The 22,704-nt window shown below is 71.6% G+C and carries 22 protein-coding genes; 17 read left to right on the plus strand and 5 right to left on the minus strand.

Features of this window, described 5'->3' with window-relative positions; genetic code table 11:
* Positions 1-54: 54 nt before the first annotated feature.
* Together Q392_RS05550 and Q392_RS05555 are read left to right on the plus strand one after the other, a co-directional pair.
* Positions 55-342, plus strand: a complete 288-nt coding sequence (locus tag Q392_RS05550) for a hypothetical protein (RefSeq protein ID WP_038202599.1) — start codon at positions 55-57, stop codon at positions 340-342.
* A 22-nt stretch (positions 343-364) separates the two neighbouring features.
* Entirely contained in the window at positions 365-730 is a 366-nt protein-coding gene (locus tag Q392_RS05555; RefSeq protein ID WP_038202601.1) for a hypothetical protein, read from the plus strand.
* 9 nt (positions 731-739) lie between these two features.
* Here the strand turns inward: Q392_RS05555 and Q392_RS05560 are convergent, their stop codons facing one another.
* Positions 740-1,450: a glutathione S-transferase N-terminal domain-containing protein gene (locus tag Q392_RS05560; protein WP_038202603.1), complete on the minus strand. Its 711-nt coding sequence runs from the start codon at positions 1,448-1,450 to the stop codon at positions 740-742.
* A 102-nt stretch (positions 1,451-1,552) separates the two neighbouring features.
* On the opposite strand from Q392_RS05560, the gene Q392_RS05565 reads away from it, so the two are divergent.
* A complete protein-coding gene (locus Q392_RS05565; protein ID WP_051952927.1) occupies positions 1,553-1,981 on the plus strand; it encodes a DUF5990 family protein in 429 nt (142 codons plus the stop codon).
* A 37-nt stretch (positions 1,982-2,018) separates the two neighbouring features.
* Here Q392_RS05565 and Q392_RS05570 read toward each other — a convergent pair whose 3' ends face one another.
* The 4 genes from Q392_RS05570 to Q392_RS05585 form a co-directional block, all read right to left on the minus strand.
* Positions 2,019-3,893 carry a feruloyl-CoA synthase gene (locus Q392_RS05570; RefSeq protein WP_038202607.1) on the minus strand — a complete coding sequence of 625 codons (1,875 nt, stop codon included), beginning with the start codon at positions 3,891-3,893 and terminating at the stop codon, positions 2,019-2,021.
* Positions 3,894-3,908: 15 nt separating this feature from the next.
* Positions 3,909-4,856, minus strand: a complete 948-nt coding sequence (locus tag Q392_RS05575) for a 3-hydroxyacyl-CoA dehydrogenase NAD-binding domain-containing protein (protein WP_038202609.1) — start codon at positions 4,854-4,856, stop codon at positions 3,909-3,911.
* Complete coding sequence (locus tag Q392_RS05580) at positions 4,853-6,058, minus strand: ABC transporter substrate-binding protein (RefSeq protein ID WP_038202612.1); 1,206 nt, start codon at positions 6,056-6,058, stop codon at positions 4,853-4,855. The genes Q392_RS05575 and Q392_RS05580 overlap by 4 nt, the downstream gene beginning before the upstream one ends.
* Positions 6,059-6,218: 160 nt before the next feature.
* Complete coding sequence (locus Q392_RS05585) at positions 6,219-7,157, minus strand: beta-keto acid cleavage family enzyme (RefSeq protein ID WP_038202615.1); 939 nt, start codon at positions 7,155-7,157, stop codon at positions 6,219-6,221.
* 249 nt (positions 7,158-7,406) lie between these two features.
* Here Q392_RS05585 and Q392_RS05590 point away from each other — a divergent pair, with 249 nt between their 5' ends.
* From Q392_RS05590 to Q392_RS34165, 14 genes are all read left to right on the plus strand, one after another.
* Complete coding sequence (locus Q392_RS05590; RefSeq protein ID WP_038202618.1) at positions 7,407-9,560, plus strand: thiamine pyrophosphate-dependent enzyme; 2,154 nt, start codon at positions 7,407-7,409, stop codon at positions 9,558-9,560.
* A 7-nt stretch (positions 9,561-9,567) separates the two neighbouring features.
* A complete protein-coding gene (locus Q392_RS05595; RefSeq protein ID WP_038202621.1) occupies positions 9,568-11,082 on the plus strand; it encodes an indolepyruvate oxidoreductase subunit beta family protein in 1,515 nt (504 codons plus the stop codon).
* A 14-nt stretch (positions 11,083-11,096) separates the two neighbouring features.
* The gene (locus Q392_RS05600) at positions 11,097-12,077 is read left to right on the plus strand and encodes a PDR/VanB family oxidoreductase (protein ID WP_038202624.1); all 981 of its coding nucleotides are present in this window, start codon (positions 11,097-11,099) and stop codon (positions 12,075-12,077) included.
* A 31-nt stretch (positions 12,078-12,108) separates the two neighbouring features.
* The gene (locus Q392_RS05605; protein ID WP_038202627.1) at positions 12,109-13,080 is read left to right on the plus strand and encodes a Bug family tripartite tricarboxylate transporter substrate binding protein; all 972 of its coding nucleotides are present in this window, start codon (positions 12,109-12,111) and stop codon (positions 13,078-13,080) included.
* Between the two features lie 12 nt (positions 13,081-13,092).
* Complete coding sequence (locus Q392_RS05610; protein WP_038202630.1) at positions 13,093-14,424, plus strand: aromatic ring-hydroxylating dioxygenase subunit alpha; 1,332 nt, start codon at positions 13,093-13,095, stop codon at positions 14,422-14,424.
* Positions 14,421-14,906, plus strand: coding sequence for an aromatic-ring-hydroxylating dioxygenase subunit beta (locus tag Q392_RS05615; RefSeq protein WP_038202633.1), 486 nt, complete (start codon positions 14,421-14,423; stop codon positions 14,904-14,906). Before Q392_RS05610 ends, Q392_RS05615 begins: the two co-directional genes overlap by 4 nt.
* A 59-nt stretch (positions 14,907-14,965) precedes the next feature.
* Positions 14,966-16,495: an ATP-dependent acyl-CoA ligase gene (locus Q392_RS05620; protein ID WP_425425163.1), complete on the plus strand. Its 1,530-nt coding sequence runs from the start codon at positions 14,966-14,968 to the stop codon at positions 16,493-16,495.
* A gap of 201 nt (positions 16,496-16,696) precedes the next feature.
* Positions 16,697-17,674, plus strand: a complete 978-nt coding sequence (locus Q392_RS05625; RefSeq protein ID WP_051952929.1) for a Bug family tripartite tricarboxylate transporter substrate binding protein — start codon at positions 16,697-16,699, stop codon at positions 17,672-17,674.
* 86 nt (positions 17,675-17,760) lie between these two features.
* Positions 17,761-18,939, plus strand: a complete 1,179-nt coding sequence (locus Q392_RS05630; RefSeq protein ID WP_038202637.1) for a thiolase family protein — start codon at positions 17,761-17,763, stop codon at positions 18,937-18,939.
* An 85-nt stretch (positions 18,940-19,024) separates the two neighbouring features.
* Positions 19,025-20,278, plus strand: coding sequence for an SDR family NAD(P)-dependent oxidoreductase (locus tag Q392_RS05635; protein ID WP_038202640.1), 1,254 nt, complete (start codon positions 19,025-19,027; stop codon positions 20,276-20,278).
* A 1-nt stretch (position 20,279) separates the two neighbouring features.
* Positions 20,280-21,089, plus strand: coding sequence for a cyclase family protein (locus tag Q392_RS05640; RefSeq protein WP_038202643.1), 810 nt, complete (start codon positions 20,280-20,282; stop codon positions 21,087-21,089).
* Positions 21,086-21,814 carry an SDR family oxidoreductase gene (locus tag Q392_RS05645; protein ID WP_038202646.1) on the plus strand — a complete coding sequence of 243 codons (729 nt, stop codon included), beginning with the start codon at positions 21,086-21,088 and terminating at the stop codon, positions 21,812-21,814. The genes Q392_RS05640 and Q392_RS05645 overlap by 4 nt, the downstream gene beginning before the upstream one ends.
* Before the next feature lie 43 nt (positions 21,815-21,857).
* Entirely contained in the window at positions 21,858-22,412 is a 555-nt protein-coding gene (locus tag Q392_RS05650) for a Bug family tripartite tricarboxylate transporter substrate binding protein (RefSeq protein WP_245610643.1), read from the plus strand.
* 52 nt (positions 22,413-22,464) lie between these two features.
* A partial coding sequence (locus Q392_RS34165) for a transposase (protein WP_157007775.1) occupies positions 22,465-22,704 on the plus strand: 240 nt, incomplete at its 3' end.

A 22,704-nucleotide genomic window follows, 5' to 3' on the forward strand; every position in this document is an offset into this window, starting at 1 on the left:
AAGCCGGGCCGGCCGCGAAAAGGCCGTTGCCTGCCGCCCCCGCGAGGTGCCGCCATGAACCGAACCCGTCCGTCCTCCGCGCCCATCACGCCGCTCTCGCTGGCGCCGGAGGAGCACGACGAGCTGGCCCGCACCGGCGCCCTGGCCGTCACCGCCGAGGGCAACGAGGTGCTGGCCGGCCTGAGCGCCGAGGAGAGCGACGAGTACCTGCGCTTCCTGCGCGACCCGCGCGAGGACGACGAGGCGGCCCGTGCGCGGCACCTGGCGCTGACGCTCAAGCTGGAGCGCGCCCGGCTGCAGCGCAGCGCCGAGCTGCCGGACGACGACCCGATGCACCGATGACACCTTCCCCAAGGAGACGGCCATGACCACCCCTGCCGACGACGCACCGCGCGGCGATGCCTTCCGCTTCCCCACCGCCAAGCGGCCCGACGCCGCCGAGAAGGTGCCCACGCCCGAGCGGCGGGAGCCCGACGAGCAGACGCTGGACGAAGGCATCGAGGCCTCCTTCCCGGCCAGCGACCCGGTGTCGGTGACCATCAGCCCCACGCCCTCGCCCGAGGCCGCCAGCCGCGGCGCCGCGCCCCGGCCGGCACGCGCCGCGTCATGGCGCACGCCGGCGCTGGCGATGGCCGCCTCCTCGGCGCTGCTCGGCCTGGGCCTGGCCGCGCTGCTCGGCAGGCGGCGCCGGCAGCGGCACGCGCTGCTGCGCCTGCCCTTCCTGCGCTGAGCGGCGGCGTCAGGCCTTCGGCGGTGCGGGAATCTGCAACCCGCGCTCCACCGCGGGCCGCCGGACGAAGGCGTCGAGCGCGCGCGCCACGTTGGCGAAGTCGTCGAAGCCCACCAGTTCGCGCGCCTCGTAGAAGCCGATCAGGTTGCGCACCCACGGGAAGGTCGCGATGTCGGCCACCGTGTAGTCGCTCCCCATGATCCAGTCGCGGCCCGCCAGATGCCTGTCGAGCACGCCCAGCAGGCGTTTGCTCTCGGCCACGTAGCGGTCGCGCGGGCGCTTGTCCTCGTAGTCCTTGCCGGCGAACTTGTGGAAGAAGCCGAGCTGGCCGAACATGGGCCCGATCCCGCCCATCTGGAACATCACCCACTGCAGCGTGTGCCAGCGCGCGGCCGCGTCCTGCGGGATGAAGCGGCCCGTCTTGTCGGCCAGGTACATCAGGATCGCGCCCGACTCGAAGAGCGCCAGCGGTTTGCCGCCCGGGCCGTCGGGGTCGATGATCGCGGGGATCTTGTTGTTCGGGTTGAGCGAGACGAACTCGGGCGAGAGCTGGTCGTTGCTGCCGAAATCCACGCGGTGCGGCTCGTAGGGCAGGCCGCACTCCTCCAGCATGATCGACGCCTTCACGCCGTTGGGCGTGGGCAGCGAATACAGCTGCAGGCGGTCGGGGTGGGCGGCGGGCCACTTCTTGGTGATGAGGAAGTCGGAGAGGGCGAGCATGGGAAGACCTTGGATGGCAGACGGCGCATTGTGGCGCGGTGACGTTTCGCGCGGGGCCGGTTTGCCTGATGACCCGTGGCGCGGCATATTCGGCCGTCCACCATGAAGCAGACCCTTGCCCTTCGCCTGATCGTGACCGAGCCGCAGCCGGACGTTCGCTTCGCCATGCAGCGCGGCAAATCGGAGCTGCTCCCGGCCACCGAATCGGCGGGGACGCTGAGCTTCGACTTCTCCGTTCAGGTCGATCTGTCCAAGGACCCGATGGGCCTCACCGGCGAGTTCACGCAGGGGCCGCCCGCGAGCCGGTTCGTGTATGTCAACTCCGGCACCTACGCGGGCCAGTCCGGGACCGCCTGGGCGCGTCGCGCCAAGGTTCCCATCACCGGCATTTCCGCCGCGCTCGCACGGGAGGCCATCGCCAAGGGTGGAAAGCTGCAGGCCCGCGTCCGGGGGACCGCCGCCGATGGCGGCCCCTTCTGCGCGTCGGTGCCGCTGTTGTCGGACTGGGTGGTGGTCACGGCCGCCCGATGAGAGTGCACTGCACCTCGGCCCGCGGAATATTCGACGCTCAGCGGATCACCGCCGCATCGCTGCCGTCATACAGCCGCGCCACGTCCCCCGCCCGCCGCGCCAGCACCGCCCGCTGGTTGATGTAGCCCTTGTCCGTGATCTCCCCGCTGTCCGCATGCGGCGGCGTGTCGAGCACCAGCGCGCAGGTCGGGCAGCGGGCCGAGCCCAGGCCTTCGTCGCGCCGCCGGCGCAGCACGGCGCGCAGCGCCTCGGCCAGCTTCGCCGGCTCGGCCGCGCCCTGCGGGCTGGGGAAGACCAGCAGGCCGACGGCCTCGCGGTCGTGGCCGGTGACCACCAGGTCCTGCACCCAGGGCGCGAGCTGCGACACCAGCTCGATGCGCAGCGGGCCGACCGAGACCCAGGTGCCGCTGCCGAGCTTGAAGTCCTCCGCCACGCGGCCGTCGAAGACGATGCCGCGCTCGGGCCGCGCTTCGTCGAGCAGCCGGCCGGCATCGCCGACGCGGTAGTAGCCCTCGTCGTCGAAGGCGGCCGCCGTCTCGCGCGGCATGTCGCGGTAGCCGGGGAAGACGGAGACGCCCTTGATGCGCATCTCCAGCTTGCCGCCGTTGGGCACGAAGCGCACCTCCATGCCGGGCAGCGGGTTGCCGATGCAGCCGGCGCCGTCGAGCGCCCAGTGCGCCGAGGTGATGGCCGGCGAGGTCTCGGTGCACCCCCAGGAGGTGGTGAGCCACAGGGGCCTGCCGGGCCGCACCCGCTCGGCCAGTGCCGAGAGGCGCTGCCACGTCGAGGGCGAGAGCGCCGCCGCCGCGTAGAAGGCCAGCCGCAGGCGCGAGAGCACGTCCGCCGCCAATGCGTCGTCGGCCTCCATCAGCGGCAGCATCATGTCGAAGCCGCGCGGCACGTTGAACCACAGCGTGGGCTTCACCTCGCGCAGGTTGCGCGCGGTCTTCTCGATCAGGCCCGGCGCGGGCCGGCCCTCGTCGATGTGGAGCGCGCCGCCGTGCGCCAGCACCATGTGCAGGTTGTGGTTGCCGCCGAAGGTGTGGCTCCAGGGCAGCCAGTCCACCAGCACCGGCGCCTCGCGAGCCGGTGCCGGGCCGCCCCAAGCCGGCTCGTCCCCCTCGGGGGGCGGCGGCGAAGCCGCCTGGGGGCTGCGATGCTCCAGGAAGCGCCAGGTCTGCGCCATCATCTGCTGGTTGGCGCACAGCATGCGGTGCGTGTTGACGGCCGCCTTGGGGTGGCCGGTGGAGCCGGAGGTCAGCAGGTACTTGGCGTGCGTCTCGGGCGTGATGGCCTCGAAGGCCTCGCGCACGGCCGGCGTCTCGGGTGTGGCGCGCAGCGCGGCGAGGTCGAGGCCGCCAGGCCACTGGTCCGCGTTCGCGCTGAAGACGCAGGGCACGTCCAGGTCGCAGGCGGCGATGGCGGGCCCGTAGACCTTCGCATCGGAGGCATAGACCAGCGCCGGGCCCAGCAACTGCAGCATGCCGCGCAGGCGGCCGAAGTCCTGGGTCAGCCGCGAATAGGCGCTGGACAGCGAGCAGCTCGCGCGGCCGATGTGCATCGTCGCCAGCATCATCACGGCGTGATCGATGGCGTTGTCGGAGAGGATGGCGATGGGCCGCTGGGGCGGCAGGTCCAGGTCGAGCAGGGCCTGCGCCACACGGCCGACGTCGCGCCGCAGCTCGCCGTAGGTGAGGCGCCGCCAGCCGTCGCCGTCGGGCGTGCGTTCGGCGAGTGCCAGCGCGTCGGGCGTCTCGCGCGCCCAGCGCTCGACCCATTCGCCGATGCAGCGGGCGTAGGGTTGCAGCGCGACAGGCGAGCGCAGCGAGAAGCTGCCGTCGTCGAAGTCGATGCGCACGGTGCGCGGCGGCGCGACCTGCGCCGGGTCGGCCAGGAAGTCGATGGCTTGCATGGCTTGTCGTCTCCTCTACGGCAGCGTACCGCCGGCGCCCTTGGCGCGGATCAGGTCGATCAGCAGGTCGTCGCGGGTGCGCTCCAGCGCTTCTTCCCTGCGCGCGCCGCGCTCGTCGGCCACGCCCTGCACCACGTGGGCCTTCAGCTCGGCCGTCATCGAGGGGTCGCCCAGGTCGTGCCACCAGCTCTCGATCGGGCCGCCCAGGTGCTCCAGCAGGTGCGCCATGCCGCCCTCCCCGCCCGAGAGGTGCAGGTTCATGAAGGGCCCCATCAGCGCCCAGCGCAGGCCGGGGCCGTGGGCGATGGCGGTGTCGATGTCGGCCACGCTGGCCACGCCCTGGTCGACCAGGTGGAAGGCCTCGCGCCACAGCGCGGCCTGCAGCCGGTTGGCGATGTGGCCGAGGATCTCGCGCCGCACGTGGATCGGCCGCTTGCCGAGCGCGGCGTAGAAGTCCATCGCGCGCCGGATGCTCTCGGCCGAGGTGGCCTCGCCGCCGCCCACCTCCACCAGCGGGATCAGGTGCGGCGGGTTGAACGGGTGGCCCAGCACCACGCGCTGCGGCGCCTCGCAGCGCACCTGCATGCCGCTGACGGGCAGGCCACTGCTGCTGCTGGCCAGCAGCACCTGCGGCGGCGTGGCGGCGTCCATGCGGGCGTACAGGTCGGCCTTGAAGTCGGCGCGCTCGGGGCCGCTTTCCTGCACGAAGTCGCAGCCTTCCAGTGCGCGTTCGAGTTGGGGCTCGAAGCGCAGGCGATCCGGCGAGGCGCCGTCGGCCAGGCTCATGCGCTGCATCGTCGGCCAGTGGCGGCGCACCGCGTCGCGCAGGCGCTGCTCGGCGCCGGGCGCCGGGTCGGTGGCGGTGACGTCGAGCCCGCGGGCCAGGAAGAAGGCGGCCCAGCTGGCGCCGATCACGCCGGTGCCGACCACGCCGACGCGGCGGATCATCGCGGGATCGCTCATGACGCCTTCCAGCGTGTGCACTTGCTCTCGGCGCGCGTGGTCCAGGCGGCCTCGCCGCGGATCGACTCCACCACCTTGTAGTAGTCCCAGGGCTCCTTCGACTCGGCCGGCGTCTTCACCTGCATCAGGTGCATGTCGTGCACCATCAGGCCGTCGTCGCGCAGCCAGCCGTCCTTGACGAACATGTCGTTGAACTTCGTCTTCTTGAGCTGTGCCATCACCTTCGCGCCGTCGTCGGTGCCGGCGGCCTGCACCGCCTTCAGGTACTGCAGCGCGGCCGAGTAGTCGCCGGCGTGGAAGGAGGTGGGCATGCGCTTGTGCTTCTCGTAGAAGCGCTGCGCCCATGTGCGCGCCTCGGGGCTCTGGTTCCAGTACCAGCTGTCGGTGAGGTACATGCCCTGCGCCGTCTTCAGGCCCAGCGCGTGCACGTCCTGGATGGTGATGATCATGCCGGCCAGCTTCATCTTCTGCGCCAGGCCGAACTCGGCCGCCGACTTGATGGCGTTGACGGTGTCGCCGCCCGCGTTGGCCAGCGCCAGCACGTCGGGCTTGGCGTTGGTGGCCTGCAGCATGTAGGAGGAGAAATCGCTCGCGCCCAGCGGGTGCTTGACCGCGCCGGCCACCGCGCCGCCGCCGCTTTCCAGCACCTTGGTCGCGTCGGTCTGCAGCGCGTTGCCGAAGGCGTAGTCGGCGGTCACGAAGAACCAGCGCTTGCCGCCGTTCTTGAGCACCGCGCTGGCGGTGCCGCGGGCCATCGCCACCGTGTCGTAGGCGTACATCACGGTGTAGGGCGAGCAGTGCTCGTTGGTCAGGCTCGACGCGCCGGAGCCGACCACGAAGTAGGGCTTGCCCTTGTCCTTCGCCACGCCGGCCATGGCGATGGCGGCGCCGGAATTCACGCCGCCGATCAGCATGTCGACCTTGTCCACGTCGAACCACTCGCGCGCCTTGGCGGCGGCGATGTCGGGCTTGTTCTGGTGGTCGGCCGACACCAGCTCGATCTTCCTGCCGTTGACGGCCCCGCCCATGTCGGCGATGGCCATGCGGATCGCCTCCGCGCCGGCCGGGCCGTCGTAGTCGCGGTAGACGCCCGACATGTCGCTGATGAAGCCGATGCGGATGGTGTCGTCCGAGATCTGGGCCGAGGCGCCGGCGGCGCAGGCCAGCGCGGCGGCGGCCAGGGCGGTGCGTGTGAAGTTCATCGTTGTGTCTCCTCGTGATGGTGGGAAAGAAGGCGTGCGCGAGAGCGTCGGAAACTCCCTTGCCCGTTCACGCTGAGCCTGTCGAAGCGCGGTCCCGGGGCTTCGATCCTTCGACAAGCTCAGGACAGGCCAAGCTCAGCCCGAACGGGGGGTGTCCATGTCAGGCGGCCTGCGCCAGCGCGGCGGGTGCGAAGGCGGGCAGCGGCGTGCCGGTGCGCGGCAGGCCCATGATCCGGCGCGCCTCCTCGGGTGTGGCCGGCTCCATGTCCAGCTCGCGGATCAGGCGCACGATGCGCTCGGTGAGCTGCACGTTGGTCGCCAGCTCGCCGTGGCGGTAGTAGAGGTTGTCCTCCAGGCCGACGCGCGCATGGCCGCCCAGCAGCAGCGCGGCCACGTTGGCCTCCAGCTGCGAGGGCCCGATGCCGCTGACGCAGAAGATGCTGTTCGCCGGCAGCACGTCCACCATCTGCTGCAGGTAGCGCGGCGAGAAGGGCATCGCGTTCTGGAAGTTGCGGTGCACGTTCATCACCAGGTTGATGAAGTGCGGCGCCTCGTCGTGGCCTTCCTCGATCAGCGTCGTCACGTCCTGCAGGATGTGCGTGTGGGCGAACACCTCCCACTCGGGCTTGATGCCGCGCGCCTTCATGCCGGCGGCCAGCTCGCGGCCCTTGGACAGCGGCGTGTCCATCAGGATCTCGCGCCCGCCGAAGCTCAGGTTCAGCGTGGTGGCGTCCAGCGTGCACATCTCGGCACCGGCGTCCATGCCCTTGATGCGTTCCTCCCACGCGATCTCGAAGCGCCCGCCGGGCAGCTCGCGGACCATGTCGCCGTGCACGCCGCCGCCGGTGGAGTTGTTCAGCACGATGTCGCAGCCGGCCGCGCGGATGCGGGTGTTGATGTCGCGGTAGACGCCCGCGTCGCAGGTGGCGCCGTCGTCGGGCCGCCGCGCGTGGATGGCCGCCACGCTGGCGCCGGCGTTCCAGCAGCGCACCACGTCCTCGGCGATCTCGTCGGGCTGGGTGGGCAGGTGCGGATTCTGCGACTTGTGGGCCATGCCGCCGGTGGGGGCGATGGTGACGATGACTTTGCGCTTGCTCATGGCGTCTTCGGGTGCGGTCGTGGTAGGGGCGCATGTTCGGGCGGGGGACGGGGCGACTCAGTCGTCGCGACGACATTCGGCCTCAGGGTTTTCGCGGTGCCGGCACGCGGGCGGCACCGCCGGCAGGGGCGCCCCGGACCAGGGAAAACCATGAATTTGGATATATTTACTTTTCAAGCGATGCCGCTACGATCCATCCAAAATCATTGATTCCCGCACCCCACGCGGGCTTTGGAAGAAGGGTCCGGCATGGCCGAGCGTTCGTTCGTCGAGGAAGTGAAGAAGCTGCGCCTGGGCGCCGGCGAGGTGTTCCGCGGCGAGGGCATCCTGGCCGTGACCAAGGCGCTGCTGGAGTCGGGCGTGAACTACATCGCCGGCTACCAGGGCGCGCCGATCTCGCACCTGATGGACGTGCTGGCCGACGCGCAGGACATCCTCGCCGAGCACGGCATCCGCTTCGAGAACAGCGCCAGCGAGGCCACCGCCGCCGCCACGCTGGCGGCCTCGGTCAACTACCCGCTGCGCGGCGCGGTGACCTTCAAGGCCACGGTGGGCACCAACGTCGCCTCCGACGCGCTGGCCAACCTCGCCTCCGGCGGCGTCACCGGCGGCGCGCTCGTCATCGTGGGCGAGGACTATGGCGAGGGCTCGTCGATCATGCAGGAGCGCAGCCACGCCTTCGCGATGAAGTCGCAGATCTGGCTGCTCGACCCGCGGCCCAACCTGCCCGGCATCGTGCAGGCGGTCAAGGACGGCTTCGACCTCTCGGAAGCCAGCCGCACGCCGGTGATGCTGCAGCTGCGCATCCGCGCCTGCCACGTGCACGGCGAGTTCACCGCCAGCGCCAACCGCCGCGCCGCCTTCAGCATCCAGCAGGCGATGGAGCAGCCGCAGCGCGACGTCAGCCGCATCGTGCTGCCGCCCGCCAGCTTCGTGCACGAGCAGGAAAAGGTGAAGGAGCGCTGGCCCGCCGCGGTGCGCTTCATCCAGGAGCGCGGCCTGAACGAGTTCTTCGCAGAGCAGGCCGACGACGTCGGCATCGCGGTGCAGGGCGGCAGCTACAACACCGTGATCCGTGCGCTGCAGCAGCTCGGCCTGGCCGACGTGTATGGCAACACGCAGGTGCCGCTGTACGTGATGAACGTGGCCTACCCGCTGGTCGACGCGGAGCTGCTGCGCTTCTGCGAGGGCAAGCGCGCGCTGCTGGTGGTGGAGGAGGGCCAGCCCAATTTCGTCGAGCAGAACGTCGCCACCGTCCTGCGCCAGGCCGGCAGCACGACGGCGCTGCACGGCAAGGACCTGCTGCCGATGGCCGGCGAGTACACCACGGCCGCGGTGCTGCAGGGGTTGCGCGGCTTCCTGCAGGCGCACGGCAAGCTGGCGACGCAGCCCGCGCCCGTGCGCGAGCGCCGCACGATTCCCCTGCTGCCCGAGCCGGTGCAGCCGATCGAGGCCAGCATCGCCGCGCGGCCGCCGGGCTTTTGCACCGGCTGCCCCGAGCGCCCGATCTTCACCGCCATGAAGCTGGTCGAGCGCGAGCTGGGCGAACACCACGTCAGCGCCGACATCGGCTGCCACCTGTTCTCCATCCTGCCGCCCTTCAACCTGGGCAACACCACCATGGGCTACGGCCTGGGCGGCGCCGGCGCCGCGGCGCTGAACGTGCCGGCGGGCAAGCGCGCCATCTCGGTCATGGGCGACGGCGGCTTCTGGCACAACGGGCTGACCAGCGGCATCGCCAACGCGGTGTTCAACAGGAGCGACAACCTCACCATCGTCGTCGACAACAGCTACACCTCGGCCACCGGCGGGCAGGACATCCTCTCGTCGAAGGCGCAGAACCCCACGCGCAGCACCAACCACGCGATCGAGAACGCGGTGCGCGGCGTCGGCGTGCAGTGGGTCAAGACGGTGCGCCGCACCTACGACCTGAAGACCATGGTCGGCACGCTGCGCGAGGCGCTGACCACCGGCGAGAAGGGCCCCAAGGTGCTGGTGGCGCAGAGCGAATGCATGCTCAACCGCCAGCGCCGCGAGAAGCCGCTGCAGCGCGCCGCCGCCGCGCGCGGCGAGCGCGTGGTGCGCGAGCGCTTCGGCATCGACCCGGACACCTGCACCGGCGACCACTCCTGCATCCGCCTGTCGGGCTGCCCTTCGCTGTCGATCAAGCCCAACCCCGACCCGCTGCGCACCGACCCGGTGGCCACCGTGCTCGACAGCTGCGTCGGCTGCGGCCTGTGCGGCGAGGTCTCGCACGCCGCCGTGCTGTGCCCTTCCTTCTACCGCGCGCAGATCGTCAGCAACCCCACGCGCTGGGACCGCCTGCGCGCCCGCCTGCGCCGCGGCGTGATCGGCTGGCTGCAGGCGCGCGACGCGCGCCAGCGCGAACGCTTCGCCTTCTGAGGCCGCCATGACGACGACACCGCAACCGATCAAGATCGCCATCCTCGCCATGGGCGGCGAGGGCGGCGGCGTGCTGGCCGACTGGATCGTCGACCTCGGCGAGCACAACGGGTACATCGCCCAGACCACCTCCGTGCCCGGCGTGGCGCAGCGCACCGGCGCCACCATCTACTACGTCGAGCTGTTCCCCGCCGAGCAGGCCCGGCGCGACGGCGGCCGGCCGGTGCTGGCGCTGATGCCGCTGCCCGGCGACGTGGACGTGGTGCTCGCCTCCGAGCTGATGGAAGCCGGCCGCGCCGTGCAGCGCGGCCTGGTCACGCCCGATCGCACCACGCTCATCGCGTCCACCCACCGCGTCTACGCCATCGCCGAGAAGACGGCGATGGGCGACGGCCGCGTGGACGATGCCGAGCTGCTGGCCCATGCCGCGCGCGCCGCGAAACGCTTCGTGCGCTTCGACATGGCCGCCGCCGCCGAGGCCGCGGGCAGCGTGGTCAGCGCCGTATTGTTCGGCGCGCTGGCCGGCACCGGCGTGCTGCCCTTCGGCCGCGCGCAGTTCGAGGCGACCATCGAACGCGGCGGCGTGGGCGTGAAGGCCAGTCTCAAGGCCTTCGGCGCTGCCTGTGCGCAGGCATCCGAGGCGCCAGCCGCGGACACGGCTGCCGCCGACACTCCTCCGGAACCGGCCGCCGCACCCGCGGCGCCGCGCGACCCGCAGGTCGCTGCCCTGCTGCAGCGCGTGCGCAGCGGCTTCCCGGCCGATGCGCAGCACCTCGTCACCGAAGGTGTGCGCCGCCTGATCGACTACCAGGACCCGGCCTACGCCGCGCTGTACCTCGACCGCCTCGACCGGCTGGCCCGGGGCACCGACGACGGCGGCGCCCTGCTGCGCGCGGCCGCCCGCCACCTGGCGCTGTGGATGAGCTACGAGGACACCATCCGCGTGGCCGACCTGAAGACGCGCGACAGCCGCTTCACGCGCGTGCACTCCGAGGTGCGGCTTCAGGCGGGCCAGCAGCTCGCCATCAGCGAGTTCATGCACCCGCGCGTCGAGGAAATCTGCGAGACCCTGCCGGCCGGCCTGGGCCGCTGGCTGGCGCGTCCGCATGCGGCACACCGGCTGGTGGCGCGCATGGCGCGCGAGGGCCGCGTGGTCACCACCACCTCGCTGCGCGGCTACCTGCTGCTGTGGGGCCTGGCGCGGCTGCGCGGCATCCGCCGCCGCACGCTGCGCTACCAGATGGAGAACGCGCGCATCGAGCAGTGGCTCGATCGCATCGCCGAGGCCGCAGGCCACAACCCCGCGCTGGCAGCAGAGATCGCGCAGTGCCAGCGGCTGGTCAAGGGCTATGGCGACACGCACGCGCGCGGCCTGGCGAACTACCAGCGGCTGATGGAGGCGGTGCAGCGCGCCGGCCGCCACCTGGCGCCGGCCACGCTGCGCGAGCTGCGCGAGGCCGCGCTGGCCGACGAGCACGGCAAGGCGCTGCAGGCCGCGCTGGCGCGCCACGCCCTGGCCTGAAGGAGAGACGCCCCATGCCCACCTTCGCCGTCGAAGTCGTCGCCGCCGATGCACTGAACCCGCTGATCCGCCGCTTCACGCTGCGTGCCGTGGACGGCGCGCCGCTGCCGGGCTTCACGGCCGGCGCCCACGTGCGGGTGCAGGTCGAACTGCCGGACGGCGCATCGGACTGGCGCCACTACTCCCTCGTCAACACCCACGCTGGGGCCGACACCGGCGCGCCGCAGCCGCACTACACCATCGCCGTGCGCCGCGAGGACGAGGGCCGCGGCGGCTCGCGCTGGATGCACGCGCTGCAGGCCGGCCAGCGCATCGAGATCGAGCCGCCGAAGAACGACTTCCCGCTCGGCGCGCACGCGGGCTGCGCGGTGCTGGTGGCCGGCGGCATCGGCATCACGCCGCTGGCCAGCATGGCGGCCGCGCGCCGCGCTGCCGGGCTGCCGGTGCGGATGCTCTACGCTGGCCGCAGCCGCGCGCTGATGGCCTTCCTGCCCGAGCTGCAGGCCCTGCTGGGCGAGTCGCTGGCCGTGCATGCCGACGAAGAGCGGCAGGGCGCGCCGCTGGACGTGGCCGCGCTGCTCGACGGCTGCGCGGCAGAGGACCAGCTCTACGTCTGCGGCCCGCGCGCGATGCTCGACGCCGTGCTCGCCGCCGCCGACGCGCGGGCCTGGCCGCGCGAGCGCGTGCACTTCGAACTGTTCACCGCGCCCGTGGCGGCCGCGGGCGACCAGCCCATCGAGCTCGTGCTGGCGCAGAGTGGCCAGCAGCTCACCGTGCCGGCCGGCCAGTCCATCCTCGACTGCCTGATCGAGCACGGCTGCGACCCGCTGTTCGACTGCAAGCGCGGCGAATGCGGCGTGTGCTCCGCCGCCGTCGTCGAAGGCGAGCCGGAGCACCGCGACTACTTCCTCAGCGATGCCGAGAAGGCCGGCGGCAAGGTGATGCAGATCTGCGTCTCGCGCGCCAAGGGCCGGCGCCTCGTGCTCGACCTCTGATTCCTCCCCCTACCCCTCCTGGAGTCCCGCGATGAAGTCCTCCCTGCTGTCCCGCCGCCAAGTGCTCTCCCTGCTGCCGCTGGCCGCGGCGCCCACGCTGGCTCTGGCCGACGCCAAGCCCGTCGAATGGGTCGTCGGCTACGCGCCCGGCGGCGGCTCCGACACCGTGGCGCGCATGCTGGCCGAGGCCATGGGCAAGTCCATGGGCCAGAGCTTCATCGTCACCAACAAGCCCGGCGCCGGCTCCAACATCGCGGCCGACTACGTGGCCAAGGCGCGCGACCCGGAGCACACCGTGTTCACCGCGGACTCCGCCGTCATCGCCGCCAACCCCTTCCTCTACAGCAAGCTGGCCTACAACGCGGAGAAGGACTTCGCGCCGGTGGGCACCATCGCGCGCTTCCCGCTGGTGCTGGTGGTGAACCCGAACGCGCAGCCGAAGAACCTCAAGGAGTTCATGGCCTGGGTGCGCAGCGACCCCAAGGGCATGGGCTACGGCAGCCCGGGCACCGGCAGCCCGCACCACCTGGCCACCGAGCTGTTCCGCCAGCAGACGGGGCTGAACCTCACCCACGTGCCCTACCGCGGCGCCGCGCCGGCCATCGCCGACGTGATCGGCGGGCAGTTGCCCTTCATGTTCGTCGACACCTCCAGCGGCGGCTCGTTCATCACCTCCGGCAAGGTGCGCGCCATCGGCGTGGCCAACGCCGGGCGCCTGGCCACGATGCCCGACATCCCGACGCTGGCCGAGCAGGGCCTGTCCGGCTTCGAGGCCTCCGCGTGGCAGGCGCTGGTCGCGCCGGCCGGCATCGGCGCCGCGACGGTGAAGACGCTGAACAAACACCTGGTGGACGCGCTGAACTCCACCGAGGTCCGCGCCCGCATGCAGGTGCTGGGCATCGAGCCGCTGCCCGGCACGCCGGACGAGCTGGCGCGCTTCGCCGCCGCGGAACGCACGCGCTGGGGCCGCGTGGTGCGCGAGGCCAACATCCGGCTCGACTGACCGGGGCGCGCCATGGACCGCTACCGCGACAACCCCGACGCCATCGCCGCGCTGGTGCGCGACACCGAGGTGCACAAGGACTGCTACATCGACCCGGAGGTGTTCGCGCTGGAGATGCAGCACCTGTTCGCCAACACCTGGGTCTACGTGGGCCACGGCAGCCAGGTGCCCAAGCCCGGCGACTACTTCGCGACCACGGTCGGCGACCAGCCGGTGGTGATGGTGCGCCACACCGACCAGAGCATCAAGGTGCTGTACAACCGCTGCGCCCACAAGGGCGTGAAGGTCGCGCCCGACGGTTGCGGCAGCACCGGCAAGTTCTTCCGCTGCCCCTACCACGCCTGGACCTACCGCACCGACGGCAAGCTGCTGTCCATCCCGCTGAAGAAGGGCTACGAGAACACCGGCTTCGAGGCCTGCGAGGCCAGCACCGGCCTGGCCGCCGTGGGCGCGGTGCACGCCTACCGAGACTTCGTCTTCTGCCGCCTGAACCCCGAGGGCATCGGCTTCGAGGACTTCTTCGGCCCCTCGCTCTCGACGCTGGACAACATGGTCGACCGCTCGCCCGAGGGCCGGCTGGAAGTGGCCGGCGGCGTGATGCGCTACCTGCACCGCTGCAACTGGAAGATGCTGGTCGACAACCAGACCGACACCTGCCACCCGATGGTCGCGCACGAGTCCTCGGCCGGCACCGCGGTCAAGGTCTGGGAGCGCGCGCCCGAGGGCACGCCCAAGCCGATGGCGGTGGAGCTGTTCGCGCCCTTCGTGAGCCCCTACGAGTTCTTCGAGAACATGGGCATCCGCGTCTGGCCCAACGGGCACGGCCACACCGGCGTCAGCGACTCGATCCACGCGGCGTACTCGCCCGCGCCCGGCTACTGGGAAAGCATGGTCGCCGCCTACGGCGAGGAGCGCGCCAAGGCGATCCTCTCCGACGTGCGCCACAACACGGTGTACTTCCCCAACATCATGGTCAAGGGGCCGATCCAGACGCTGCGCATCTTCCGCCCGCTGGCGGCCGACCGCACGCTGGTCGAGAGCTGGACCTTCCGCCTGGTCGGCGCGCCGGACCTGCTGCTGGAGCGCACGCTCATGTACAACCGCCTGGTCAACGCGCCCACCTCGGTGGTCGGCCACGACGACCTGGAGATGTACGAGCGCGCGCAGCAGGGCCTGGCCTCGCGCGGCTCGCAGTGGGTGAATGTCGGCCGGCTGTTCGACTCCGCGGAGAAGAGCCAGGACGAGGCCGTCACCAACGGCACCAACGAATGGCAGATGCGCAGCCAGATGCGCGCCTGGGTGCGCTTCATGACGGCGGGCATGGCCGAAAAGGCGGCAGCATGAGCGCGCCCACGAACCAGGCGCTGATCGACTTCGTCCTTGACGAAGCCGCCCTGCTCGACGAACTGCGCTTCGACGACTGGCTGGCCCTCTTCACCGAGGACGGCCACTACTGGATGCCGCTGGCCCACGGCCAGACCGACCCGCGCCTGCACGCCTCGCTGCTGTACGAGGACCGGCTGCTGCTGGAAGTGCGCATCGAGCGACTGCGCGGCGCACGCACCTTCTCGCAGCAGCCCGTGAGCCGCTGCCACCACCTGCTGCAGGTGCCGCGCGTCACGGCGCGCGACGACGCGGCCGGCCTCTACACCTGCCGCACCGCCTTCCACTACACCGAGACGCGGCAGGACGAACAGGCGCTCTACGCCGGCTGGGCCACGCACGAGCTGGTGCGGCAGGCGGACGGCGCGCTGCGCATCCGCCTCAAGCGCGTGGACCTCGTGAACTGCGACGCGGCCTTCGGAAACATGCAGCTCTTCATGTGAGGCCCGCCGTGACCGATGCCATCGAGACCTTCGCGCCCGCCGGGCGCACGCTGCCGGCGATGCTGGAGCGCCAGTGCGGCCGCTTCGCCGAACGCACGCTGCTGGTCGCCGGCGACACCCGCTGGCGCTACGCCGACGCGCTGCGCACGGCCCGGGTCATGGGCGCGGTGCTGCAGGCCGCCGGCATCCGCGCCGGCGACCGCGTGGCGCTGATGTGCGGCAACCGCGCCGAGTTCCTGCAGACCTTCCTGGGCTGCGCCTGGATCGGTGCCGTGACGGTGCCCATCAACACCGCCGCGCGCGGCGCCGCGCTGCGGCACATCCTCGCCAATTCCGGCGCGCGGCTGTTCGTCGCCGAGGCCGAGGGCCTGGCCGCGCTGCGCGGGCTCGAGGACCGGGCCGGCCTGCCGCTGGAGCGCGTGTGGCGCGTCGATGCGCCACAGGAGTCCGGCACCGAACCTTTCCCCGCACCCGGCGATGCGTTCGCCGAGGCGGCGCCGGTGCAGCCCGGCGACACGCTGGCCATCCTCTACACCTCGGGCACGACGGGCCTCTCCAAGGGCGTGTGCTGCCCGCACGCGCAGTTCTACTGGTGGGGCCGCCACACCGCCGCGCTGCTGGAACTGGGCGACGGCGAGGTGTTGCTGACCACGCTGCCGCTGTTCCACACCAACGCGATGAACGCCTTCTTCCAGGCGCTGCTGACCGGCTCCACGCTGGTGGTGGAAAAGCGCTTCTCGGCCTCGGGCTTCTGGTCCGCGCTGGTGCGCCACCAGGCCACGGCCACCTACGTGCTGGGCGCGATGGTGCCGATCCTGCTCTCGAAGGACGCGACGCCCGACGACCGCGCGCACCGCGTGCGCATCGCGCTGGCGCCCGGCGTGCCGCCGCGCTTCCATGCGCAGTTCAGCGAGCGCTTCGGCATGCGCCTCCTGGACGGCTACGGCTCCACCGAGAGCAACTTCGTGATCGGCCTCGACGCCGAGCAGCGCCCCGGCAGCATGGGCCGCATCGTGCCGGGCTTCACCGCCCGCGTGGCCGACGAGCACGACGAGGAGGTGCCGCCCGGCACCCCCGGCGAGCTGCTGCTGCGCGCCGACGAGCCCTTCGCCTTCGCCACCGGCTACTTCGGCATGCCCGACAAGACGGTGGAGGCCTGGCGCAACCTGTGGTTCCACACCGGCGACCGCGTGACGCGCGATGCCGACGGCTTCTTCACCTTCCTCGACCGGCTCAAGGACGCGATCCGCCGCCGCGGCGAGAACATCTCCTCCTACGAGGTCGAGCAGGTGCTGCTGAGTCACCCGGCCGTGGCCGTGGCGGCGGTGTTCCCGGTGAAGAGCGAGCTGGCCGAGGACGAGGTCATGGCCGCCGTCGTGCCACGCGAGGGCGCCGCGCTCGACCCGGTGGAGTTGGTGCGCTTCTGCGAGCCGCGCATGGCGTATTTCGCCGTGCCGCGGTATCTCGAATTCATGACCGCGCTGCCCTCGACCGAGAACGGCAAGGTGCAGAAGTTCAAGCTGCGCGAGCGCGGCATCACGCCGCAGACCTGGGACCGCGAGGCGGCCGGCATCCAGCTCAAGCGATGAATGAAACCACCCCGTTTGAATGTCTCACTGCGTGTAGACATTCCATCCCCCTCAAGGGGCGCACTCAGCGGCCTGGCAGAGCCAGTTCCGCGAGTGCCCTGGCATGGCCTGCTCCGCGGCCATTCGAATCGCTGCTGGCGACCCGGTTTTGTGCCCTGCGGGCGGCGCGCAACGCCATGGACCACTGAGAAGGAGAAACCCATGCGAACCCTGCAAGTCCTCACGCGGTCGCTCGGTGCGCTGCTGTGCACCGCCTGCCTGGCCTTCGGCGCCGCTGCACAGGACGCCTACCCCAGCAAGCCCATCCGCATCATCGTGCCCTTCCCGCCCGGCGGCGGCAGCGACCTGGTGGCCCGCACCGTGGCGGCGCGCCTGGGCGAGCGCTGGAAGGTGCCCGTCACCGTCGACAACAAGCCGGGCGGCAACACCATCATCGCGGCCGAGGCGGCGGCCAAGGCCGCGCCGGACGGCTACACGCTGTTCGTGGCCATCGACTCCACGCTGGCCATGAACCAGAGCCTCTACACCAAGCTGCCCTACGACCCGGTGAAGAGCTTCACGCCGGTGACGCTGGCGATCACCATGCCGATGGTGCTGGCGGTGCATCCCTCGGTGAGCGCGCGCACGGTGCCCGAGCTGCTGGCGATGGCGCGCGCCCAGCCCGGCAAGCTGGCCTACGCCCACGGCGCCATGCCGGCGCAGGTGGCGGGCGAGGTGTTCAAGAGCGCCACCGGCGCCGACCTGCTGGCAGTGCCCTACAAGGGCGGCGCGCCGGCCATGACGGACACGGTGGGCGGCCAGGTGCCGATCATCTTCGACGCGCTGGGCCCGGCCATGCCCTACATCAAGGGCGGCAAGGTGCGCGCGCTGGCCGTGACCAGCGCGCAGCGCAACCCGCTGCTGCCGGAGGTGCCCGCGCTGGCCGAATCCGGCGCGCCGGGCGTGGACCTGCTGACCTGGATCGGCTTCGTGCTGCCGGCCGGCACCGACAAGGCCGTCGTCGACAAGCTGCACCGCGAGCTGGCGGCCATCCTGCAGATGCCGCAGACGCGCGAGCTGCTGTCGGGCGTCGGCATGACGGTGGTGGCCGGCACGCCCGAGCAGTTCGCGCAGACGATCCAGGGCGACACGCAGAAGTTCGGCCGCATCATCAAGGCGGCCGGCATCAAGCTGGATTGATATGAAGCCCCCACGCTCATCGCTTCGCGTATCGCTGCCCCCCGAGGGGGCGCGTCAATGCCTTCGGGCGGCCGGACGGCATTGACATGGCGCACGTCCTCAAGCGCAAGGGCTACGAAGGCGTGGCGCTGGCCGTGCCGGTGACGGTGCCCTACGAGCGCTACTCCATCCGCGGCGCGCACTGGTTCCTGGGCCAGGCGGTGCGCGCGCTGGTCCAGGCCTCCGGGCTGGCCAAAGAACAGATCGACGGCCTCACCGTCAGCAGCTTCTCGCTGGCGCCCGACACGGCGGTGGGCGTGACGCAGCACCTGGGCCTGTCACCGCGCTGGCTCGACCACATCCCCACCGGCGGCGCCTCGGGCGTGATGGCGCTGCGCCGCGCGGCGCGCGCCGTGCAGTGCGGCGATGCGGAGGTGGTGGCCTGCGTGGCGGCCGACACCAACCACGTCGACTCGTTCCGCCAGACGCTGGGCGCGTTCAGCGACTTCGCCCGCGACGCCAGCTACCCCTACGGCTCGGGCGGCCCGAACTCGATGTTCGCCTTCATCACCGCGAACTACATGCGCACCTACGGCGCCCGCCGCGAGGACTTCGGCCGCATCGCGGTGGCCCAGCGCAGCAACGCGCTGAAGAACCCGAACGCCCTCTTCAAGAAGCCGCTGACGCTGGACGAGTACATGGCCGCGCGGCCGATCTCCGAGCCCATCCACCTCTTCGACTGCGTGATGCCCTGCGCCGGCGCCGAGGCCTTCCTCGTGATGTCGCCCGAGCGCGCGCGCGACCTGGGCCTGCCGCACGTGCTGCTGCGCGGCGCCATCGAGCGGCACAACGCCTTCGCCGACGACCCGGTGATGGTGCGCGGCGGCTGGGCGATGGACCGGGGCGACCTCTACGCCCAGGCCGGTCTGCAGCCGCAGGACATCGACCTGCTGCAGACCTACGACGACTACCCGGTGATCGCCATGATGCAGTTCGAGGACCTGGGCTTCTGCGCCAAAGGCGAGGGCCCGGACTTCGTGCGCGCGCATGACCTGACGGTGGGCGGCGACTTCCCGCAGAACACCAGCGGCGGCCAGCTCTCCTGCGGCCAGGCCGGCGCGGCCGGCGGCTTCATCGGCATGACGGAGACGATCCGCCAGCTCACCGGCCTGGCCGGCGAGCGCAGCGTGGCCGGTGCGCGCCACGGCCTGGTGGGCGGCTTCGGCATGGTCACCTACGACCGCTGCCTGTGCACCGGCGCCGTGATCCTGGGGAAAAACGAATGAACAGCCCCCACGTTCGGCACTTCGTGTCCTCACTGCCCCCCGAGGGGGCGCGGCGCCTGCCTTGGGGCGGCCCGGCGGAGGCGCCATGACCGCGCCTTTCATGAAACCCCCGCGCAAGAACCCCGTCCTGCGCACGCGGCAGATGAACCTGCCGCCCGGCGCGCGCGGCCGCGTGGCGCTGGGCCTGACGGCCGCGGCGGCCGAAGGCCGCTTCGCGCTGCAGGTGTGCGCCGACTGCGGCGCGCTGCAGTACCCGCCGCGCGAGGCCTGCCACCGCTGCCTGTCGCCTCGCCTGCCCTGGCAGGCGCAGACCGGCGAGGGCGAGCTGCTCGCCGCGACCACGCTCGCCCACAGCAACGACCTGTTCTTCCGCGAACGCCTGCCGTGGCGGCTGGGCATGGTGCGGCTGGACGCCGGCGCGAGCGTGATGGTGCACCTGCATGGTGAGGTGGGCGAGGCCCCTTGCCGCGTGCGCGTCGGCGCGCGGCTGGACCGCGCCGGCCAGGCGGTGCTGATCGGATACCCGGAGAAAGGAACGGCCCACATGGCGGACGACACGATGCTGCGCGAGATGACGAGCGACCCGAAGCACCGCAAGGTGCTGGTGACCGACGGCAAGTCGCCGGTGGGCCAGGCCGTGGCGCGGGCGATGGCGCAGGCCGGCGCCGACATCGTCTGGGTCGGCCACGCCGAGCCCTGGAAGCAGCTGCCCGGCCTGGCCGAGCTGGCGGCGCTGCCGCAGGTCACGCTGGTGCCGCTGGACGTGACCGACGAGCGATCGGTCAACGAACGGGCCGGCGAGATCGGCGGCAAGGTCGACATCGTGGTCAACACCGCCGAGCTGCACCGCGGGTTCGGCATCGCCGCGCGGCGCGGCACCGACGTGGCCAAGTCGGAGATGGAAGTCAACTACTTCGGCCTGCTGCGGCTGGCGCAGGCCTTCGGCCCGGCGCTCAAGGGCCGCGCGGCCGACGGCGCGACGCACGCCACCGCGTGGGTCAACCTGCTGTCGGTCTACGCGCTGGCCAACTTCCCGTCGCACGGCACCTTCTCGGCCTCCAAGGCCGCGGCGCTGTCGCTGGCGCAGTGCCTGCGCGCCGAGCTGCGCGGCGCCGGCATCTGCGTGGTCAACGTGTTCCCCGGGCCGATCGACGACGAATGGAACCAGAACCTGCCGCCGCCGAAGCTCGCGCCGGCCGCCCTGGCCTCGGCCATCGTGAAGGCGCTGCGCGATGGCGTGGAAGACGTCTACCCCGGCGACGTGGCGCAGGAGTGGCTGGCCCGCTGGCGCGACAACCCGAAGGTCCTCGAACGCGAACTCGCCGCAGGAGGCATGTGAGATGAACACCCCCCCCCAGGACATCCTCGCCGGCCTGGCGCTGGCGCTCGCCGGCGGCCGCGTGCGCATCGTCGACCTGACGCAGACGCTGAGCTCCGAATTCCCGGCCATCGCGCTGCCGCCCGAGATGGGCCAGTGCCAGCCCTTCCGCATCGAGCAGATCTCGGCCTACGACGAGCGCGGGCCCGGCTGGTACTGGAACAACTTCTCCTGCGGCGAGCACACCGGCACGCACTTCGACGCGCCGATCCACTGGATCTCGGGCCGCGACCTGCCGAACAACTCGGTCGACACCATCCCGCCGCAGCGCTTCGTCGCGCCGGCCTGCGTGATCGACTGCAGCGCGCAGGCCGTGGCCGACCCGGACTACCTGCTGACCGTGGCCGACATCGAGGCCTTCGAGGCGGCGCACGGCCGCATCCCGGCCGGCCACTGGGTGCTGATGCGCACCGACTGGTCGCACCGCTGGGAGAAGCAGCGCGACGCCGTGGCCTACCAGAACCTCGACGAGACCGGCCAGCACACGCCGGGCCCGACGCCGGAGGCGGTGCGCTTCCTGATCGAGCAGCGGGACGTGCTGGGCTTCGGCACCGAATCGATCAACACCGACGCCGGCCAGGGCTACCACCTGCGCCCGCCCTACCCCTGCCACTCGCTGATGCACGGCGCCGGCAAGTACGGCCTGCAGTGCCTGACCAACCTGGACCAGCTCCCGCCCACCGGCGCGCTGGTGGTGGCGGCGCCGCTGAAGATCGAGAAGGGCAGCGGCAGCCCGCTGCGGGTGCTGGCGCTGGTGGGAGCGGACGCATGAACGCCAACAAGGTCGCCGCTGTCACGGGCGGCAGCGCCGGCATCGGCAAGGTGATCTGCGAGCAGCTGCTGGCGCAGGGCTACGAGGTCGTCTCGCTGGCGCGGCGGCCCACCGAGATCGACCACCCCAAGCTGCACAGCGTCGAGGTGGACCTGGCCGACCGCGCCGCCACCGCCGAGGCGGTGCAGGCGATGGTGCGGCGGCACGAGGTCACCACCATCGTGCACAACGCCGGCGTGATCCGCGCCGCGCTGCTGCCGGAAGTGAAGCTCTCCGACCTGGACGCGCTGGTCGACCTGCACCTGGGCTGCGCCATCCAGATGCTGCAGGCCGCGCTGCCCGCGATGCGCGCCCGGCAGTTCGGCCGCGTGGTGCTGCTCTCGTCGCGCGCGGCGCTGGGCCTGCAGACCCGCACCAGCTACTCGGCCACCAAGGCCGGCATGCTGGGCATGGCGCGCACCTGGGCGCTGGAGCTGGCGCCCGAGGGCATCACCGTCAACGTGGTCGCGCCCGGCCCGATCCGCACCGACATGTTCTACGACGTGGTCGAGCAGGGCAGCGAGAAGGAACGCCAGCTGGCGGCCTCGGTGCCCGTGCGCCGCCTCGGCGAATCGGCCGACGTGGCGCGCGCCGTCGCCTTCTTCGCCGACGCCGCCAACAGCTTCGTCACCGGCCAGGTGCTGTACGTCTGCGGCGGCACCAGCGTCGGCAGCCTGGCGCTGTAGCCGCAGCCGCCTTCCCTCGTCACCGCCACCCAGGAGCCGCCCCATGCCTTCGTCCCGCAGAAGTTTCCTCGCATTCACCGGCGCCGCGCTCGCCGCCGTGGGGCCCACCGCCCTCGCCCAGCCGGCCACCTGGCCCAGCAGGGCCGTTCGCTTCGTCGTCGCCTTCCCGCCCGGCGGGCTGGCCGACGTGATGATCCGCCTGCTCGTGCCGCAACTGACCGAGGCGCTGGGCCAGCCCGTGGTGATCGACAACCGCGGCGGCGCCAGCGGCAACGTGGCCGCGGTGGAGGCCGTGCGCAACGGCGGTGACGGCCACACCTTCCTGGTCAACGTGACGACGCTGGAGTCGGTCAACCCGATCATGTTCGAGCGCATGCCGGTGGACCCGGCCAAGGACCTGCAGCACGTCGCGCTACTGGCCAACACGCAGCTGTTCCTCGTCACGCGGCCCACGCTGGCGCCGAACACGCTGGCCGAGTTCGTGGCCTACGCCAAGGCCAACCCCGGCAAGCTCAGCTACGGCTCGGCCGGCAACGGCACCACGCCGCACGTGGGCGGCGAGCTGTTCAAGCGTATGCGTCCGGCCAACCCACATTGAAGTTCGATAGCCGGCCAAGGATGCTTGTGTCCACGGACTTTTGCGTGGACACATGGACACTTTGGAAACGAACACAGCGGTTGCGGCACCGCCCAAGCGCAGTTGGCGGCGGCACTCTGACGAGTTCAGGGCACGGATCATCGAGTTGGCACGCCAGCCGAACACGTCGGTGGCCGCGGTGGCGCTGGCCAACGGGCTGAATGCGAACATGCTGCGCCGCTGGGTGCGCGAGTCCGAGGCTGCCGGCAAAGCCGCCACCGAGGTGGCGCAGCCGCGTGATGTGGTCACGCCG

It is taken from the genome of Xenophilus azovorans DSM 13620 (assembly GCF_000745855.1).
GTDB classification, from domain to species: domain Bacteria; phylum Pseudomonadota; class Gammaproteobacteria; order Burkholderiales; family Burkholderiaceae_C; genus Xenophilus; species Xenophilus azovorans.

Coding starts and splice junctions, on each gene's coding strand:
- Q392_RS05585 (WP_038202615.1), bottom strand. CDS start 7,157: ATGAGCAAGCGCAAAGTCATCGTCACCATCGCCCCCACCGGCGGCATG.
- Q392_RS05620 (WP_425425163.1), top strand. CDS start 14,966: ATGCTGGAGCGCCAGTGCGGCCGCTTCGCCGAACGCACGCTGCTGGTC.
- Q392_RS05635 (WP_038202640.1), top strand. CDS start 19,025: ATGACCGCGCCTTTCATGAAACCCCCGCGCAAGAACCCCGTCCTGCGC.
- Q392_RS05610 (WP_038202630.1), top strand. CDS start 13,093: ATGGACCGCTACCGCGACAACCCCGACGCCATCGCCGCGCTGGTGCGC.
- Q392_RS05570 (WP_038202607.1), bottom strand. CDS start 3,893: ATGCAAGCCATCGACTTCCTGGCCGACCCGGCGCAGGTCGCGCCGCCG.
- Q392_RS05650 (WP_245610643.1), top strand. CDS start 21,858: ATGCCTTCGTCCCGCAGAAGTTTCCTCGCATTCACCGGCGCCGCGCTC.
- Q392_RS05590 (WP_038202618.1), top strand. CDS start 7,407: ATGGCCGAGCGTTCGTTCGTCGAGGAAGTGAAGAAGCTGCGCCTGGGC.
- Q392_RS05640 (WP_038202643.1), top strand. CDS start 20,280: ATGAACACCCCCCCCCAGGACATCCTCGCCGGCCTGGCGCTGGCGCTC.
- Q392_RS05555 (WP_038202601.1), top strand. CDS start 365: ATGACCACCCCTGCCGACGACGCACCGCGCGGCGATGCCTTCCGCTTC.
- Q392_RS05565 (WP_051952927.1), top strand. CDS start 1,553: ATGAAGCAGACCCTTGCCCTTCGCCTGATCGTGACCGAGCCGCAGCCG.
- Q392_RS05595 (WP_038202621.1), top strand. CDS start 9,568: ATGACGACGACACCGCAACCGATCAAGATCGCCATCCTCGCCATGGGC.
- Q392_RS05615 (WP_038202633.1), top strand. CDS start 14,421: ATGAGCGCGCCCACGAACCAGGCGCTGATCGACTTCGTCCTTGACGAA.
- Q392_RS05605 (WP_038202627.1), top strand. CDS start 12,109: ATGAAGTCCTCCCTGCTGTCCCGCCGCCAAGTGCTCTCCCTGCTGCCG.
- Q392_RS05625 (WP_051952929.1), top strand. CDS start 16,697: ATGCGAACCCTGCAAGTCCTCACGCGGTCGCTCGGTGCGCTGCTGTGC.
- Q392_RS05580 (WP_038202612.1), bottom strand. CDS start 6,058: ATGAACTTCACACGCACCGCCCTGGCCGCCGCCGCGCTGGCCTGCGCC.
- Q392_RS05560 (WP_038202603.1), bottom strand. CDS start 1,450: ATGCTCGCCCTCTCCGACTTCCTCATCACCAAGAAGTGGCCCGCCGCC.
- Q392_RS05550 (WP_038202599.1), top strand. CDS start 55: ATGAACCGAACCCGTCCGTCCTCCGCGCCCATCACGCCGCTCTCGCTG.
- Q392_RS05600 (WP_038202624.1), top strand. CDS start 11,097: ATGCCCACCTTCGCCGTCGAAGTCGTCGCCGCCGATGCACTGAACCCG.
- Q392_RS05575 (WP_038202609.1), bottom strand. CDS start 4,856: ATGAGCGATCCCGCGATGATCCGCCGCGTCGGCGTGGTCGGCACCGGC.
- Q392_RS05630 (WP_038202637.1), top strand. CDS start 17,761: ATGGCGCACGTCCTCAAGCGCAAGGGCTACGAAGGCGTGGCGCTGGCC.
- Q392_RS05645 (WP_038202646.1), top strand. CDS start 21,086: ATGAACGCCAACAAGGTCGCCGCTGTCACGGGCGGCAGCGCCGGCATC.